14 protein-coding genes are annotated in these 16,111 nt (G+C 63.1%); 5 read left to right on the top strand and 9 right to left on the bottom strand.

The features are described from left to right. Nucleotides 1–117 precede the first annotated feature (117 nt). Both ACI7M0_RS03665 and ACI7M0_RS03660 read right to left on the bottom strand, forming a co-directional pair. Nucleotides 118–840 carry an SDR family oxidoreductase gene (locus tag ACI7M0_RS03665; protein WP_129932897.1) on the bottom strand — a complete coding sequence of 241 codons (723 nt, stop codon included), beginning with the start codon at nt 838–840 and terminating at the stop codon, nt 118–120. Nucleotides 841–855: 15 nt separating this feature from the next. Next, nucleotides 856–1,704 (bottom strand): type 1 glutamine amidotransferase domain-containing protein, encoded by an 849-nt coding sequence (locus ACI7M0_RS03660; protein ID WP_129932896.1) that lies wholly within the window; start codon nt 1,702–1,704, stop codon nt 856–858. Between the two features lie 116 nt (nt 1,705–1,820). On the opposite strand from ACI7M0_RS03660, the gene ACI7M0_RS03655 reads away from it, so the two are divergent. Together ACI7M0_RS03655 and ACI7M0_RS03650 are read left to right on the top strand one after the other, a co-directional pair. After that, nucleotides 1,821–2,744: a LysR family transcriptional regulator gene (locus tag ACI7M0_RS03655; RefSeq protein ID WP_129932895.1), complete on the top strand. Its 924-nt coding sequence runs from the start codon at nt 1,821–1,823 to the stop codon at nt 2,742–2,744. 38 nt (nt 2,745–2,782) lie between these two features. After that, nucleotides 2,783–4,495 carry a SulP family inorganic anion transporter gene (locus ACI7M0_RS03650; protein WP_010951966.1) on the top strand — a complete coding sequence of 571 codons (1,713 nt, stop codon included), beginning with the start codon at nt 2,783–2,785 and terminating at the stop codon, nt 4,493–4,495. Between the two features lie 19 nt (nt 4,496–4,514). On the opposite strand, the gene ACI7M0_RS03645 is transcribed toward ACI7M0_RS03650, so the two are convergent. The 7 genes from ACI7M0_RS03645 to ycaC all read right to left on the bottom strand — a co-directional run bounded on the left by ACI7M0_RS03645 (nt 4,515) and on the right by ycaC (nt 12,052). Beyond that, nucleotides 4,515–5,537, bottom strand: coding sequence for a DUF2955 domain-containing protein (locus ACI7M0_RS03645; RefSeq protein WP_129932894.1), 1,023 nt, complete (start codon nt 5,535–5,537; stop codon nt 4,515–4,517). Next, entirely contained in the window at nt 5,527–6,624 is a 1,098-nt protein-coding gene (locus ACI7M0_RS03640; protein WP_020190535.1) for an HlyD family secretion protein, read from the bottom strand. The genes ACI7M0_RS03645 and ACI7M0_RS03640 overlap by 11 nt, the downstream gene beginning before the upstream one ends. After that, nucleotides 6,621–8,135 carry an efflux transporter outer membrane subunit gene (locus tag ACI7M0_RS03635; RefSeq protein ID WP_104886692.1) on the bottom strand — a complete coding sequence of 505 codons (1,515 nt, stop codon included), beginning with the start codon at nt 8,133–8,135 and terminating at the stop codon, nt 6,621–6,623. The genes ACI7M0_RS03640 and ACI7M0_RS03635 overlap by 4 nt, the downstream gene beginning before the upstream one ends. Before the next feature lie 3 nt (nt 8,136–8,138). Next, the gene (locus ACI7M0_RS03630) at nt 8,139–9,236 is read right to left on the bottom strand and encodes an AI-2E family transporter (protein ID WP_076402554.1); all 1,098 of its coding nucleotides are present in this window, start codon (nt 9,234–9,236) and stop codon (nt 8,139–8,141) included. Nucleotides 9,237–9,276: 40 nt separating this feature from the next. Beyond that, nucleotides 9,277–10,473 carry a monovalent cation:proton antiporter-2 (CPA2) family protein gene (locus tag ACI7M0_RS03625; protein WP_129932893.1) on the bottom strand — a complete coding sequence of 399 codons (1,197 nt, stop codon included), beginning with the start codon at nt 10,471–10,473 and terminating at the stop codon, nt 9,277–9,279. Between the two features lie 36 nt (nt 10,474–10,509). Beyond that, entirely contained in the window at nt 10,510–11,325 is an 816-nt protein-coding gene (gene ppk2, locus ACI7M0_RS03620) for a polyphosphate kinase 2 (protein WP_010951960.1), read from the bottom strand. A gap of 106 nt (nt 11,326–11,431) precedes the next feature. Next, nucleotides 11,432–12,052 (bottom strand): isochorismate family cysteine hydrolase YcaC, encoded by a 621-nt coding sequence (gene ycaC / locus ACI7M0_RS03615; RefSeq protein WP_010951959.1) that lies wholly within the window; start codon nt 12,050–12,052, stop codon nt 11,432–11,434. Between the two features lie 208 nt (nt 12,053–12,260). Between ycaC and ACI7M0_RS03610 the strand changes: the two genes are divergently transcribed. The 3 genes from ACI7M0_RS03610 to ACI7M0_RS03600 all read left to right on the top strand — a co-directional run bounded on the left by ACI7M0_RS03610 (nt 12,261) and on the right by ACI7M0_RS03600 (nt 15,686). Beyond that, on the top strand, nt 12,261–12,650 hold the full coding sequence (locus tag ACI7M0_RS03610) for a nuclear transport factor 2 family protein (RefSeq protein WP_104886694.1): 390 nt from the start codon (nt 12,261–12,263) through the stop codon (nt 12,648–12,650). Between the two features lie 92 nt (nt 12,651–12,742). Beyond that, nucleotides 12,743–14,242, top strand: a complete 1,500-nt coding sequence (locus ACI7M0_RS03605) for a cytosine permease (RefSeq protein WP_010951957.1) — start codon at nt 12,743–12,745, stop codon at nt 14,240–14,242. A gap of 13 nt (nt 14,243–14,255) precedes the next feature. Next, nucleotides 14,256–15,686 (top strand): aldehyde dehydrogenase family protein, encoded by a 1,431-nt coding sequence (locus tag ACI7M0_RS03600; protein WP_014755310.1) that lies wholly within the window; start codon nt 14,256–14,258, stop codon nt 15,684–15,686. The last annotated feature ends 425 nt before the right edge of the window (nt 15,687–16,111 follow it).

Below are 16,111 nucleotides of genomic sequence, written 5' to 3'. Positions count from 1 at the left end.
GACTGCTGTCACTACAAACCCTTGAGGTCTGCACCTCAGGGGTTTTGTTTTTCTGGGATGCAGGGTGGGAACATTCGTTCTACCGTATTCCCATGGGTAGCCGCCTGCCCCCAGTCATCAAAGACCGCTGCGACCGATAGAGGCGCCACCATCCACGTAGATTGTCTGCCCGGTAATGAAAGCGCTGCGATCCCCGAGCAGGAAGGTCACTGCTGAAGCGACCTCGTGTGGCTGCCCGAGCCGCCCCATCGGCACGCCGTCGATATAGGCGGCTTCGCCTGCACTGCCCACCGGGTTACCACCGCGGAACAGTTCGGTCTCGATCGGCCCTGGAGCGACCGCATTAACCGTGATTCCGGTTTGTGCCAGTTCCAGCGCCCAACTGCGAGTGAAGCTGACCAGCGCTGCCTTTGCAGCGGCGTAAGCAGTGCGCTGGCGAATGCCGAGCACGGTCAGGCTGGAGATATTCACCACGCGGCCCCAGCAGCGCTCGCGCATCCCTGGCAGCAGCGCTTGGGTCGCCTGCAGCGCGGGATGCAGGTTGACCCGCATTACTTCGTCGAAGCTTGCCAGGTCAATTTCGCCCAGTGGCTGGGGACGGACCAGGCCCACATTGTTTACCAGACCGTCGAATGCATAGCGGTTGGTCAAGTCGGCCAGTGTCGCAATCAAACGCTCTGAGTCGCTCAAGTCGGTGGCGATCAGTTCGCCGGGGAAGCTGGCATCCCCAGCCTGGCGAGCGATACCAACGACTTGATGGCCCTCCTCCACCAGTTGCTCGGAGATTGCCCGGCCGATGCCTTTGCTGGCTCCTGTAACAAGAAAAGTACGTTGCGTCATGGCGTGTCTCTACCGTTAGTGTTTCTGCAGACGATGCAATATGGCTTGGCCCACCTGGGCCGCTGACGCCGGGTTCTGCCCAGTGATCAATTCGCGGTCGATGACAACATTAGGCGCCCACGGCGATGGGTTGCTCTGATACTGCCCGCCGGCGCGCTCCAGGGCGGTCTGCGGATAGAACTTCATCTGCCCCCCGCCGAGCAGGCCCTTGGCCTGTTCTTCTTCCTGATTGCTGATGACTGTCATGCGATAGCCGGCATAAATCCAGTCGTCGGGCGTTGCTGTCCGGTTCCCGCTCTCCAGTGCCTGGATCAGCTTCTGCGGCCGTTCCAGCGCCGAGAGCAGAGCAATGGGACCGTGGCAGACCAGCGCGGTGGTTTTACCCTCGGCGTGGAAAGCGCGAAGCAGACGCCCCAGCGCCGGGTTGGCGAGCAGGTCTTGCATCGGGGCGTGGCCGCCAGGCACATAGACTGCATCGAAGTTGCCATAACCAATCTGCTCCACGCGGGACAGGCTGATCACCGGCGAATGCTTCGCAGAAGTAAGCTGCAGCTGGTCCAGCAGCGCCTGATATTGCTCCAGTTGCTTCGGATCGTTGCCGAAGTACTGGGCCGCGGCCGAGCTGCGGTCCAACGTCGGCGCGCGACCGAGGGGAGTAGCGAAGGTTACGTGATGGCCTGCGTCCAGCAGCGTTTTGGTTGGTTCCAGCAGTTCGTTGAGGTAGAAACCGGTTGCAAATGCCTTGCCGTCGCGTAGCTCCAGATGGCTCTCGTCAGACAGCACCACAAGGACGTTCGCCGCATGAGCGCCCAGACTCGAGCTACCTATGACAGCAGCCAGGACCAGTCGTTGGTAAGTGCGCATAGCATTCCCTCCATTCAGGCACAGGCAGGATGCCGTGCACTGATCGACACTTTATTGGCGATCAGACAAGCGATAAATTGGGCCTGTGGGAAAGCATTTTTGTTTTGGAGAACAGAATGGCGCGACGGTTTGGTCACCTGGGGGATGTCGAGGCTCTGCTGGAAGTGGTCGAACGTGGCTCGCTCAGTGCGGCAGCAGTGGCCTTGGCCACCACCCCGTCGGTGGTTAGTCGGGCCATTTCGCGGCTTGAGTTGCACCTGGGGGTGCAGTTACTACGCCGCACCACGCGTCGCTTGAGCCTCACCGACAGTGGCCTGGAATACGTCGAGCAGGCGCGCGCTGCGTTCCAGCAGATCGCCAGCGCAGAGCAAGCCCTGAGCGGCCATGGCGAAGTACAGGGCCGTGTGCGCCTGAGCGCGCCGACCACTTATGGGCATCACCGGTTGCCGGCCATGCTGGCAGCCTTCGCCCTGCGCTATCCGAAAGTGCAGGTCGAATTGAACATCACCAATCGTAATGTCGACCTAGTGGCCGAAGGGTATGACCTGGCTATTCGCCTTGGCGACCTGCCGGACAGTAGCCTGGTGGCGCGTCGGCTGGAGGAGGCTCGACTATGCCTGGTGGCCGCGCCAGCTTACCTCGCGCGTGCCGGCAGGCCGCAATCACTGGCGGAACTGGCCGGACACAACTGCCTGCCTTTCATCATGCCCAGCAATGGCAGGCCAGGCGTTTGGCAGTTCCGTCAAGGAGAGGAGGAGCTGCTCTTCGTTCCGCAGGGAAATCCGATGGTGGCGGACGATGTACTGGGGTGCATCTCACTGGCCGAGCAAGGTGTCGGGATCTGCCAGACCTACGAGTTCATAGTCGCAGAACGCCTGCAGCAGGGCCGGCTGGTGCGCTTGCTGGAGGATTACGAGGGTGCCCGACGGCCTTTCTCGGTGATCTATCCGCCGCATCGCCAGCTGTCGGGGGCCAGCAGGGCATTGATCGATTCATTGATGACAACGGGCCGCAAAGCGGCACTCGATCCCAGCATCTAAGCTGAGGTTCAGCGCCCTTCTCGCCCAGAGCCGACACCATGCCCCAACCCACTCGTTTCGACTGGCAACGCTGGCTCCCCGGCCTGGTCACCCTGCTCCACTACAAGGCAGCCTGGCTACCCAAGGACATCGCCGCCGGCCTGGTGCTCACCACCATGCTGGTGCCTGTGGGCATCGCCTACGCCGAGGCTTCCGGCGTCCCCGGCATCTATGGCCTGTACGCCACCATCATCCCCCTGCTGGCCTATGCCCTGTTCGGTCCCAGCCGTATCCTGGTGCTGGGCCCGGACTCGGCGCTGGCCGCGCCTATCCTGGCTGTGGTGGTGCAATACGCCGCCAGCGACCCGCAGCGGGCGATCGCCATCGCCAGCATGATGGCCCTGGTCGCCGGGGCGTTCTGTGTGATTGCCGGGCTGCTGCGCCTGGGCTTTATCACCGAGTTGCTGTCCAAGCCCATCCGCTATGGGTACATGAACGGCATCGCCCTGACCGTATTGATCAGCCAGTTGCCCAAGCTGTTCGGCATCAAAGTCGACAGCGAAGGCCCCTTGCGCGACCTTTGGTACTTGGGCCAGGCGCTATACGCCGGCCAAGGGCACTGGCCAAGCTTTGTCGTGGGTGCCGGTAGCCTGGCGCTGATTCTGCTGCTCAAACCGTTCAAGCGCCTGCCGGGCATCCTGATCGCCGTGGTACTGGCGACGCTGGCAGTGAGCGTGTTCAACCTCGATCAGATGGGCGTCAAGGTACTCGGGCAATTGCCTCAGGGCCTGCCCGGCTTCGTCTTCCCCTGGGTCAGCGACATTGACCTGGTCGAGGTGCTACTGGGCGGGATTGCAGTGGCGCTGGTGTCGTTCGCCGACACCAGTGTGCTGTCACGCTCCTATGCCGCGCGCCTCAAGATGCGGGTAAACCCCAACCAGGAAATGTTCGGCCTGGGCGTGGCCAACGTGGCCTCGGGGCTGTTCCAGGGCATCCCGATCAGCAGCAGCTCGTCACGCACCCCAGTGGCCGAAGCTGCCGGCTCGCAGACCCAGCTCACCGGCATCATCGGCGCCCTGGCGGTAACCCTGTTGCTGCTGGTAGCGCCCAATCTGATGCAGCACCTGCCTAACAGCGCTTTGGCTGCGGTGGTGATTGCCGCTGCACTGGGGCTGTTCGAATTTGCCGACCTCAAGCGTATCTTCCGCATGCAGCAGTGGGAGTTCTGGCTGTCGTTCACCTGCTTTGTCGGCGTGGCGGTGTTCGGCGCCATTCCCGGTATCTGCATTGCAGTGGCGGTGTCGGTGATCGAGTTCCTGTGGGACGGCTGGCGGCCGCATTACGCAGTGCTCGGCCGGGCCGATGGGCTGCGCGGCTACCATGACATACAGCGTTATCCACAGGCCCGGCGTATTCCAGGGCTGGTGCTGCTGCGCTGGGACGCGCCGTTGTTCTTTGCCAACGCCGAGCAGTTCCAGAACACAGTGATGGCGGCGGTGGACGCGTCGCCAACGCCTGTGCAGCGGGTGGTAATTGCCGCTGAGCCTGTGACCAGTATCGATATCACTTCGGCGGACATGCTGGCCGAGCTGGACCGGGCATTGGAGGCGCGGGGGGTGGAGTTGCAGTTCGCCGAAATGAAGGACCCGGTGAAGGACAAGATGCGGCAGTTCGAGTTGTTCGAACACATGGGGGAGAAGGCCTTTCATCCGACGGTGGGCGCCGCGGTGGATGCCTATCTGGAAGAGAGTGGGGTTGATTGGCAGCCCTGAATTGCCTGGGGGAGCGGGCTTAACTGCGAAGAAGCCCGCGCCGACTCCGAAGCCGGTCAATCCAGATCAACATGGCGCTGGCATACACCGATACCGCCAGAAACAGCGCCATACGCACCGCAAATGCCTTATACACATCCTGCCCACCTGCACTGTCCTGCACCGACTGCCCCAGCAAGATCAACATGGTCGTCAGGCAACTGACCCAGTACGCCGGGCTCTGCCGGCTCGGCACCGCCTGGTACAGGCGCCGAGCCTGCCAAAGGGCGAACAGCAGTACCCACAAGAAGAACATCCACAGGTGAACGAACAGGCTCAGCGCTACCCACAGCGCTATCGCCAACACCCCGGCAAGCAAGGTTGAACCGATCAGCTCCCGGCTGGCGTGCCGCGCGCGGGTTTCGCCTGCTTGTTGCCCCACACTCACGGCCTTCATGATCAACGGCATGTACTGGTCAGGGGCGATCAATGCCAGCAGAAAGGCCGGCATCACGATCAACGTGGCACGCAGCGCCACCCAGCTGACATGCTCGCTACCCAGCAGCGGCGGCACCGGCGGTGCTGGCGCATTGGCAGGTTCGGGGAACAACGTATGCGCCACCGACGTGCCCAGCACTGCCAGCAGCATGCCTTTGGCCAGCGCTTCGACCACCGACAATGCCAGGGTGAAGTCACTGGTGCCGGCAGCGGCGATCATGGTCAGGCCGATCACCAGCAGGTTGGCCAGCAAGCCGTTGCCGCCCTTCAGCGCATAGCGCAAGGTCAGGAAAACACCCATCCCAACCAGTAACACCCCAGCCAACGGAGCATGGCGCAACAGCGGAATCAGCAGCAAACCGCTGCCGCAAGCGAGCAGCACCAGTAGCGCCAGGGCCGGTGCTGCACGCAGGGGCAATGGCTGACTGCGCATGGCCAGCAACAGCACCGCAAACACCGGCGCCAGGATCGGCACCGGCAAGCCGATACCAAAGCTCACCGCCAGGCACAGCGCCACGCCCCAGGCCAGGCGCAGTGCGCGCAGGCGGCGCAATTCAATAGGCATACGACAGCCAGCTCATCAGCCACATGAACAACCGGCCCAGCAGGTTCAGTGGGTTGCCTTCGCTAGGCAGGGCCATGACCTCGGCCTGCCCACCAACCCGCAGCACGGTCTTGTCCTGAAGCTGATCGCGCTCCAGTTCGACAATCACCGGAAAGCGCTGCGCCGAACGCAGCCACTCGCGGCTATTCTGCACGGTCGGCAGCGTACCCGGCGGCGTGCTCTGGCCCACGCTCACGCCATAGCCAATGCTGCGTATACGCCCTTTCAACACAGTGCCCGGTAGCGCATCGAGCACCACCAGCACCGGGGTTTCAGGGCGCAAGCGACCTAGGTTGTTCTCGGTCATGTCGGCACTTATCCACACATCATGGATACTGATCAGGGTCATCATCGGGCTGCCCGCCCCGACATAGTGGCCAACGTCTGTGCGCAGGTCGGTGATCAAACCGTTTGCGTCGGCACGCACCACGGTACGGGCAAGGTCCAGGCGGGCCTTTTCCACATTGGCCGCGGCACTGCGCAGTTGGGCGTTGTCTTCCTGTGCCCCGCCCTGCTGCTCACGGGCGCGCTCCACCTCGGCGCGGGCCGCCGCCACTTGGCTGATGGCCTGGTCGCGGGTGGCCTGGGCGCCTTCCAGGCGGCGCACCGACACCGTACCGGGGTCTTCGTCAATCAGCCGTTTGAGGCGCTCGGCGTCCTGCCGCGCCTTGCGTTCGTTGGCCTGGGCGGCCACCAGCGCTGCCTGCGCCGAATCGATGCCGGCGGTACTGGCGCCGATCTGCCGGCGCACGGTATCGAGGTCGGCTTCGGCACGGGCCAAGGCAATGCGGTACTGCTCCTGATCGAGTTCGAACAGCACATCACCCTGGCGCACCTCCTGGTTGTTGCCTACGGCCACACGCTTGATCTGCCCGGCCACTTCGGCGGCCACCGGGACTACGTAAGCCTGCAGGCGAGCTTGCTGGGTGTACGGCGTATAGCGGTCAGCCAGCAAGTACCAGAGCAGGCTGACGGCAATCAGCAGCAGCACCCAGCGCATGCCGCGATCCGGGGCTGACGGGGGCGGCGTGGGCGTGGCGTCGCTCATTCGGTTTCACCTTGTGCATGCGCGGTGGGGGCTGGCTCGTCAAGCAACTCGCCCCAGTCGGTGCGTTGCTGCATTTGCTGGCGGGTGGCCGGGTCGATCGGCGCGCGGCTGGCGTCCCAACCACCGCCCAGGGCCTTGTACAACGTCACCAGGCTGCTGACCGCGTTGCCACGGCTGACCAGGTAGCCGTCCTGTTGCTGCAACAGCAGTTGCTGAGCATCGAGCACCCGCTGAAAATCGGCGAAGCCTTCGCGATACTGTGAGCTGGCCAAATTCAGCGAGCGCTGTGCAGCCTGAGAGGCCTGGTCGCGAATGGTTGCACTCTGCAGCGAGCGCACCAGCCCGCTGGCAGCATCGTCGGCCTCACGGGCGGCTTCGCGCACGCCCTGCTGGTACAACTCGATCAGTTGCTGCAACCGAGCATCTTCCACGCGTACGGTGTTCTTGCGCCGGCCATAGTCGAACGGGTTCCAGATCAGGCTTGGGCCAGCCGCCAGGTCGAAGGTGTCGGGCAGATGATTGGCCGATAGGAAGGTCCAGCCGATACTGCCGAGCAAGCTCAGCTGTGGATAAAGATCGGCCTCGGCCACCCCGACCAGCGCCGACTGCGCCGCCACTGCCTGCTCGGCGGCGCGGATGTCCGGGCGGCGCTGCAGCAGGCTGGCAGGTACATCCTGCAACACTGCCCGGTTGGGCAAGGGCAGTTGGCCATGCCCGGCCTCCAGCTGCGGCAGCGGCCCGGGCGGGCGGCCAAGCAGCGAGCACAGTACGTTGCGCAGGGCGTTGAGCTGGTTCTCGAACTCGGGAATGGTGGCCAGGGTCGCCAGATATTGAGTACGCGCCTGCTGCCAGTCGAGCTCGTCATTTTCGCCGTGGCGGAACAACCGCTCGGTAATCTCCAGGCTACGCGCCTGGCGCTTGGCGTTCTCTTGTGCAATAGCCAGCCGCGCCTCGGCGGTACGCAGGGCAAAGTAGGTGTCGGCCACCTGCGCACGCAGCAGCAGCATGGCATCGGCGTAGTTGGCCTGGGAGGCGAAGTAGACGGCATCGGCGCTTTCGATGGCGCGACTGAAGCGGCCCCAGAAGTCAATTTCCCAGCCGATGTCGAAGCCCACGCTGGATTGCCAGAACACCGAATCACGGGCCGAAGGCGTACCAGACTGATTCTGCTTCAGATACAGGCTCTGCGCACTCAGTTGCTGCAGCTGCGGATAACGCCCGGTCTGCACGATGGCCAACTGGGCACGGGCTTCAGCGATACGCAGGCCAGCCACGCGCAGGTTGGTGTTGTTGGCATCGGCCTCGGCTATCAACGCGTCCAGGGTCGGGTCGGCAAACACCGCCCACCACTGGCGCAGGTCGGGCGCCGCCGCGCTGCGCCCTGCCTGCTCCAGCATTGGCGTGCTCCAGCCGTCCAGCCACGGCGCTTGGGGCTTCTCGAAATCCGGACCAACCTGAGTGCAACCGGCCAGCACCATCAGCAGCCCCAGGCCATAGCAGCGGTTGGGCATGGCTCAGGCGGCAGGGGGTGCCGGTTGCTCCGGCACCTGCAGCGCAACCCATTGCCAGAACAGCACGTACGTCACGCCGAGGATTACCGGGCCGATGAACAAGCCGATGATGCCTTTGACCACCATGCCGCCCAATGCCCCAATCAGTACCACCGGCATCGGTACATCAACCCCGCGCCCCAGCAGCAGCGGCTTGAGCACGTTGTCGGCAAGGCCGGCGACGAAGGTGTAGATGGCAAAAATGATGGTCGCCACCGTGAAGCCTTCGGCGTTGAACACATAAATGATCACCGGCAAGGTCACCAGCGTCGCCGGGGCCTGTGCAATGCCCAGCATGAGGATGACGATGGCCAGCATCCCGGCACCGGGAACCCCTTTGACGACAAAGCCGACACCGATCAGCAACATCTGGATGAAGGCAATGCCGATCACCCCTTGTGCCACCGCGCGAATGGTGGCCGTGCACAGTGTGGCCAAGGGTTTACCGCGCTCTGCGCCTGAAACCCGCATGGCGATGCGTTGGGTAGCGATTTCACCTCGTTCACCGAAGGCCATGATGACCCCGGAAATGATGATTGCGCCGATGAACAGAAGGAAGGCCCCGCCGGCGCTGGCCGCAGCGCCCAGCACCGTTAGCCCGGCCCCCTTGATCTGGGGCATCCACTGATTCAGTACACTGGCCATGTTTTCGGAGGCCGCCAACCACAGCGCGTGCACCTTCGGCCCGATCAGTGGCCAGGCCGCCACGGAATCAGGCGGGACCGGCACGCTCCAGGCGCCGCTCTTGAGTAGCGTCACCAGGCTGTCCACCGATTCGCCGATGGACATCACCACCAGGTAGATAGGCACCAGCAGCAGCACCAGAACCAATAGCACCACCAGCGTCGCCGCATAGCCTTGCTTGAGCCCGGTGCGGCGCTGGATGCGGCAATGCAACGGGTACAAGGTGACCGCCAGAATCACCGCCCACAGCATCAACTCCAGGAACGGCTGGAACACCTGGAAGGCGAAGATCACCAAGGCTGCCACCAGACCGGCCTTGATGAGCACATCGAGCAAGCCCCGCGAAAGGGCGCTGTCCAACTTGAAACTCGACTGCATGATTCATCTCCCGATATTCAATGCACCAGCACGGCGCAATTCACTGCCCCGTTTCAGGGGATGCCTGCACAGGGCTGTCATCGCGCAGCTGCCGCGCCAAGGCCATCATGACCAAGGGCACCACCGCCATCGACAAGGTGATGGCCAGCACCAGCAGGTCGTGTACCGCTTGCGTGAGCACTTGGTGCTCCAGCGCCAGCTTGAACACCACGAAGGCGAACTCGCCCCCCGAAGCCAGCACCACGCCCAGGCAGAGCGCCTGGGCCTTGTTGAGCCCACCCATCGTGCGCCCCAGGCCATACAACAAGGGCAGCTTGATGGCGACCAGCAGCAACGTCAGGCCCAACACCATCAGCGGCATGCCGAACAGCAGACGCAGGTCGGCACTCATACCTACGCCAACGAAGAACAATCCAAGAAACAGGCCTTTGATCGGCTCGATCTGGGTTTCCAGTTCGTGGCGAAACGGCGACTCGGCCATCAGCACACCGGCCAGGAAGGCCCCCAGCGCCATCGACACACCCACATGCTCCATCAACCAAGCGGTGCCCAGCACGACCAGCAAGGCCGTGGCGGTCGACAGTTCAGGCAGGCCCGAACCCACCGTCCACTTGAATATCGGGGTCAGCAGATAACGGCCAAAAACAATCAGCACACCAATGCCGACAACCACAGCCAGCAAGGGCCAGGCACCTTCGTCAGCAGTGCTGACATCGCCACCGAGCAGCGGCACCACGGCAATCAAGGGAATGGCGGCAATGTCCTGGAACAGCAGGATGGCCACGGCCAGGCGGCCATGAGGTTTGCCCAGGTCCTTGCGCTCGGCCAGTACCTGCAAGCCAAAGGCGGTGGACGACAGCGCCAGGCCCAGGCCCAGCACGATGGCGGCAGGTTTCGATTGGTCGAACAGCCAGAATGCCAGTAGCCCAAGCAGCACAGCGGTCAGCCCCACTTGCAAGCTGCCGACGCCAAATAGCGCCCGGCGCATGGTCCACAGACGCTTTGGGGACAGCTCCAGGCCAATCACGAACAACAGCATGACCACGCCCATTTCCGACAGCCGCGCCACGTTGTCCGGGTTGCCGAGCAGGCCAAACACCGACGGACCAATCAGGATACCCGCCAACAGGTATCCCGGTACTGCGCCCATTTTCAGACGCTGCGCCAGCGGTACCAGAAGTACCACCGCCAAAAGGAATACCACCGTCGCCTGCAACAGGCTGCCGTCATGTGGCATGAGCTCGTACCTTCGCAGCTCCCTGCTGGGAGGGGTTCAGAAGCGTTCTTCGACGAACTTGAACGGGTAGGCGACTGCCTTGTACTTGCCGATCTTGCCGCGTTTGGGCAGCTTCACCTGCTGGTCGCGGGTTATGTCCTTGTAGGGAATACGGCTGAGCAGGTGGCTGATGATATTCAGCCGCGCGCGACGTTTGTCGTTGGAATTGGCCATGAACCACGGTGCCCAGGCGGTATCCGACGCCTGGAACATTTCGTCACGCGCTTGGGTGTATTCATCCCAGCGGCTATACGACTTGAGGTCCATCGGCGACAACTTCCACAGCTTGCGGCCGTCGTTGATGCGATCCTGCAGGCGCCGTGTCTGCTCATCGGCGCTGACTTCAAGCCAGTACTTGATGAGGATGATCCCTGAATCGACCATGACCCTTTCGAACCCGGGTACTCCGGTCAGAAACTTGTCCACTTGCTCGCCAGAGCAAAAGCCCATTACCCGCTCAACGCCCGCACGGTTGTACCAGCTGCGATCGAAGATCACCACTTCACCCGCCGCAGGCAGATGGCCCAGGTAACGCTGCACGTACATCTGGGTCTTTTCCCGCTCGGTCGGTGCGGGCAGCGCCACTACACGAAACACCCGCGGGCTGACACGCTCGGTAATGGCCTTGATGGTGCCACCCTTGCCGGCGCCATCGCGGCCTTCGAAGACAATGCATACCTTCAGGCCCTTGGCGACCACCCACTCCTGTAGCTTCACCAACTCTACATGCAGGTTCTTGAGCGCTTTTTCGTACGCCTTACCGCCCAGCTTTTCTGGCTGTTTTTTGGGGGGCTTCCTGGACGGCTTCGACATGACACGCTCCTGAAGGCTAATGAAGAGTGAGTATGGTCGATTAATGCCAGTTTGCCGCTTCGCTTGCAGATTGATGTGGGGGCTGTCGTGCAGCCCCCGGGAGGCACTATTTGGCCAGCTTGTTGTAACTGGTCATCAGGTTGCGGTAGTCCGGGATATGGTTGGAGAACAGAGTACCCAGCCCTTCGATGTCGTTGCGCCAGTCACGGTGCAGTTCGCAGGCCACGCCGAACCAGGTCATCAGCTGCGCCCCGGCAGCCTCCATGCGTCGCCAGGCCGAATCACGGGTCAGTTCGTTGAACGTGCCAGAGGCGTCGGTGACGACGAATACCTCGAAGCCCTCCTCCAATGCCGACAGGGCCGGGAAGGCCACGCATACTTCAGTGACCACACCAGCAATCAGCAGCTGCTTCTTGCCGGTGGCTTTTACCGCTTTGACGAAATCTTCGTTGTCCCAGGCGTTGATGTTGCCCGGACGTGCAATGTAGGGGGCATCAGGGAACTGCTCTTTCAGTTCCGGCACCAGCGGGCCGTTGGGCCCAGTCTCGAAACTGGTGGTGAGGATGGTCGGCAGCTTGAAGTATTTGGCCAGGTCGGACAGGGCCAACACGTTGTTCTTGAAGCGGTCGGGGTCGATGTCCCTTACCAGCGAGAGCAAACCGGTCTGATGGTCGACCAGCAGTACGGCTGCGTTGTTCTTGTCCAGACGCTTGTATTGGAAGGCCACGGTGGATCTCCTTGCTTCAGCGGGTTGGGAGTATCAGCGTAGGCAAGGATGGGGGGTGGGAGAGACCGTCAGTCGGCTTGCCTGTTCTGGCGTCCCCCATCACTTCACAAATTCCTGAACTGATTATTTGCCGCCAGCGATTTTTCCCCTCGCCCACCGCCACCAGAATCGCTTCACCACAATCACAATAAACCGTGAGGCCACTCCCGTGGACCAGACACTTCAAGTGCGGCAAGCCGCCGCCGACCTCGTCGCGGCGTTCGCCAGCAACGACACCGCCCGCTATTTCGCTTGCTTCAGCGAAGACGCCACCTTTCTGTTCCACACCTTGCCGTATCCGCTGCTGTCGCGTCGCGCCTATGAAGAGCTCTGGGCCCAGTGGCAGGCCGAGGGCTTTACCGTGCTTGCCTGCGAATCGGGCAACGCCCATGTAAGCCTGCAAGGCGACGTGGCTGTGTTCATGCACGATGTGGCCACGCGTATCCGCATCGGCGGTGAAGAACACCCGTTGAGCGAGCGCGAGACCATCGTCTTCCGTCGCCATGGTGACCTGTGGCTGGCCTGCCACGAGCACCTGTCGGTCGTAACACCGGCCTGATCACCCTTTACGCGGCGCTGCCGCCCTGCCATCGCACCCACAAGAAGGCCCGCGCACTGCGCTGGCTACAACAACCGCGCTGGAGCACCACCATGAGCCACTCGACCGGTATCGAGACCAACGGCGTCGAACAGATCCCCGCCGATCAACGCGACGCCTCCCCGCTAGACCTGTTCCGCCTGATCTTCGGCGGTGCCAATACCTTCGCTACCGCCGTACTGGGCAGCTTCCCGGTGCTTTTCGGGTTGTCTTTCCAGGCGGGTGTGTGGGCGATTCTGCTTGGCGTTGGCATCGGCGCGCTGATCCTTGCACCGATGGGGCTGTTCGGCGCGCTTAACGGCACCAACAACGCCGTTTCATCGGGTGCGCACTTTGGTGTACACGGGCGCATCGTCGGCTCGTTCCTGTCGCTGCTTACGGCGGTGGCGTTTTTCTCGCTCTCGGTGTGGAGCTCGGGCGATGCGTTGGTCGGTGGTGCCAAGCGCCTGGCCGGCCTGCCAGAGACCGACCTGACCCTGGGCCTGGCCTACGGCTTGTTCGCGGTGCTGGTACTGGTGGTATGCATCTTTGGCTTCCGCTTCATGCTGTGGGTCAACAAGATTGCCGTGTGGGCCTCGAGCCTGCTGTTCCTGCTGGGCATCGTCGCCTTTGCCGGGCCCTTCGATGCCGGCTACGCAGGCAGCGTCAACCTTGGCCAGGCAGGCTTCTGGGCTGCGTTCGTCGGCGCGGCGATCCTGGCCATGAGCAACCCGGTGTCGTTTGGCGCCTTCCTGGGTGACTGGTCACGCTATATTCCACGCGAAACCCCCAAGGCACGCATCATGCTGGCAGTGATCGCGGCACAGGGGGCGACGCTGATTCCGTTCCTGTTCGGCCTGTGTACGGCCACCCTGGTCGCCACCCAGGCGCCGGACTACATTGCCGCCAACAACTATGTCGGCGGCCTACTAGCAGTTGCCCCTAGCTGGTTCTTCCTACCGGTATGCCTGATTGCGGTGATCGGCGGCATGTCCACCGGCACCACCGCGCTGTATGGCACCGGCCTGGACATGTCCAGCGTGTTCCCGCGCCTGCTCAGCCGTGCTGGCGCTACGCTGCTGATCGGCGTGCTGGCGATTGGCTTCATCTTCATTGGCCGCTTCACCTTCAACCTTGTGCAGAGCGTATCGACCTTTGCCGTGCTGATCATTACCTGCACCAGCCCGTGGATGGTGATCATGATCCTTGGCCTGATTACCCGCCGCGGCTTCTACCACGCCGATGACCTGCAGGTATTCACCCGCGGCCAGCGTGGTGGCCACTACTGGTTCCTGCACGGCTGGAACTGGCGCGGCATGGGGGCGTGGATCCCCAGCGCGGCGGTTGGCCTGTGCTTCGTCAACCTGCCGGGGCAGTTCGTCGGCCCACTGGGTGACCTGGCGGGCGGCATCGACCTGAGCCTGCCGGTCACGCTGGGGCTGGCTGGCGTGCTGTACCTGCTGTTGCTCAACCTGTTCCCTGAACCTGCTGGCGTGTATGGCCCCCTGGGCCCGCGATGGGTGCGTTGCAAAAGCACCGCGCATACGCCTGTGACCACCGCCGAAATGGCCTGACTGGAAACCGACCATGACCACTTCCCACTATATCGCCGGCCATTGGGTCGAAGGCCAAGGCAGCGACTGCATCAGCGTCAACGACCCTGCGCTGGGGCAACCGTTCGCCGAGCTGATGGCCGCCAGCGTGAGCCAGGTCGACCAGGCCGTCGCCGCTGCCCGCAGCGCCCTGCCCGCCTGGAAAAGCACCTGCGCCAGTGAACGTGCCGCCTTCCTGCGTGGTTTTGCCGAACAGCTCGGGCAGCGCCGCGAAGCGCTTGTCACCGTGCAGATGCGCAATAACGGCAAACCGCGTCACGAAGCGGAAATCGACCTGGATGACGCCATCGCCACCTTTGGCTATTACGCCGAGCTGGCCGAGCAGCTGCCATCGAAAAACCGCACTGTGCCGCTGGCTGCGCCGGGTTTCACCGCCCGCACCCGCCTTGAACCGGTGGGTGTGGTCGGCCTGATCGTGCCGTGGAACTTCCCGTTGGTGACCAGCGCCTGGAAACTTGCCCCGGCCCTGGCCGCCGGTTGCACCGTGGTGCTCAAGCCTTCAGAGGTCACCCCGCTGATCGAGCAGGCCTACGGCCAGATCGCCGACGCCCTTGGCCTGCCCGCCGGGGTGCTGAACATCGTCAACGGCAAGGCCGAGACCGGCGCCGCGCTGAGCAATCACAACGGCCTGGACAAGTTGTCCTTCACCGGTAGCAACAGCGTCGGCAGCCAGGTGATGCGCAGCGCTTCGGCGCAGTGCCGGCCGGTGACGCTGGAACTGGGCGGCAAGTCGGCCATCGTGGTGTTCGATGATTGCGATGTCGACCAGGCAGTGGAATGGATTGTTGCCGGCATCAGCTGGAATGCCGGCCAGATGTGTTCGGCCACATCGCGGCTGCTGGTGCAGGACGGCATTGCCGATGCACTGCTGCCGCGCTTGCAGGCGGCACTGGAAAACCTGCGGGTGGGTAATCCTTTGACCGAAGAGGTCGACATGGGCCCGCTGACCAGCCAAGCGCAATGGTTGAAGGTGGCCAGCTACTTTGCCACGGCGCGGGAAGAAGGTTTGCAGTGCCTGGCAGGCGGCCATGCACTGGACCGTGAAGGCTGGTTCGTCAGCCCGACGCTGTATACCGATGTGCCGAAAGACAGCCGCCTGTGGACCGAGGAAATCTTTGGCCCGGTGCTCTGCGCACGGCGCTTTGCCACCGAGGAACAGGCCATTGCCGAAGCCAATGACAGCCGCTTCGGGCTGGTGGCTACAGTATGCTCCGCCGACCTGGAACGCGCCGAGCGCGTGGCCGATGCGCTGGAGGTTGGCCATGTGTGGATCAACTCGGTGCAGGCGGTGTTCGTCGAAACGTCATGGGGGGGCACCAAGGGCAGCGGGATCGGCCGTGAGCTGGGGCCTTGGGGGTTGTCGGCCTATCAGTCGGTCAAGCACGTAACCCGCTGCCTGGGCTGATATCGCAAGGGGCCGCGTAATGGCACCGGCTCTGCCGGTGTTCGCGGGTAAACCCGTTCCTACAGCGGTCTGTGTCCAACCACCGAGGTGTGTCCACCACCAATCTGCGTAGGAGCGGGTTTACCCGCGAATACGGTAGCGGCGGCAACAGTGAACGGCGGGTGGAGATTGGCCAGCAGGGCCGGCCTCTTCGCGGGTGAACCCGCTCCTACACACGGCCTGTGTCCAACCCCCGAGGTGTGTCCACCACCAATCTGCGTAGGAGCGGGTTTACCCGCGAATACGGTAGCGGCGGCAACGGTGAACGGCGGGTGGAGATTGGCCAGCAGGGCCGGCCTCTTCGCGGGTGAACCCGCTCCTACACGACGGCCTGTGTCCAACCCCCGAGGTGTGTCCACCACCAATCCGCGTAGGAGCGGGTTTAC

The sequence above is a fragment of the Pseudomonas sp. 10(2024) genome (assembly GCF_045164175.1).
GTDB lineage: Bacteria > Pseudomonadota > Gammaproteobacteria > Pseudomonadales > Pseudomonadaceae > Aquipseudomonas > Aquipseudomonas alloputida.
Note: the sequence above shows the minus strand (reverse complement) of the source record. Positions and strands in the feature narration are given on the sequence as shown.

Bases quoted from the DNA above. Each gene is read 5' to 3' on its own strand.
- ACI7M0_RS03665 (WP_129932897.1), bottom strand. From the start codon at position 840: ATGACGCAACGTACTTTTCTTGTTACAGGAGCCAGCAAAGGCATCGGC.
- ACI7M0_RS03605 (WP_010951957.1), top strand. From the start codon at position 12,743: ATGAGCCACTCGACCGGTATCGAGACCAACGGCGTCGAACAGATCCCC.
- ACI7M0_RS03635 (WP_104886692.1), bottom strand. From the start codon at position 8,135: ATGCCCAACCGCTGCTATGGCCTGGGGCTGCTGATGGTGCTGGCCGGT.
- ACI7M0_RS03655 (WP_129932895.1), top strand. From the start codon at position 1,821: ATGGCGCGACGGTTTGGTCACCTGGGGGATGTCGAGGCTCTGCTGGAA.
- ACI7M0_RS03600 (WP_014755310.1), top strand. From the start codon at position 14,256: ATGACCACTTCCCACTATATCGCCGGCCATTGGGTCGAAGGCCAAGGC.
- ACI7M0_RS03645 (WP_129932894.1), bottom strand. From the start codon at position 5,537: ATGCCTATTGAATTGCGCCGCCTGCGCGCACTGCGCCTGGCCTGGGGC.
- ppk2 (WP_010951960.1), bottom strand. From the start codon at position 11,325: ATGTCGAAGCCGTCCAGGAAGCCCCCCAAAAAACAGCCAGAAAAGCTG.
- ACI7M0_RS03660 (WP_129932896.1), bottom strand. From the start codon at position 1,704: ATGCGCACTTACCAACGACTGGTCCTGGCTGCTGTCATAGGTAGCTCG.
- ACI7M0_RS03650 (WP_010951966.1), top strand. From the start codon at position 2,783: ATGCCCCAACCCACTCGTTTCGACTGGCAACGCTGGCTCCCCGGCCTG.
- ACI7M0_RS03630 (WP_076402554.1), bottom strand. From the start codon at position 9,236: ATGCAGTCGAGTTTCAAGTTGGACAGCGCCCTTTCGCGGGGCTTGCTC.
- ACI7M0_RS03640 (WP_020190535.1), bottom strand. From the start codon at position 6,624: ATGAGCGACGCCACGCCCACGCCGCCCCCGTCAGCCCCGGATCGCGGC.
- ACI7M0_RS03625 (WP_129932893.1), bottom strand. From the start codon at position 10,473: ATGCCACATGACGGCAGCCTGTTGCAGGCGACGGTGGTATTCCTTTTG.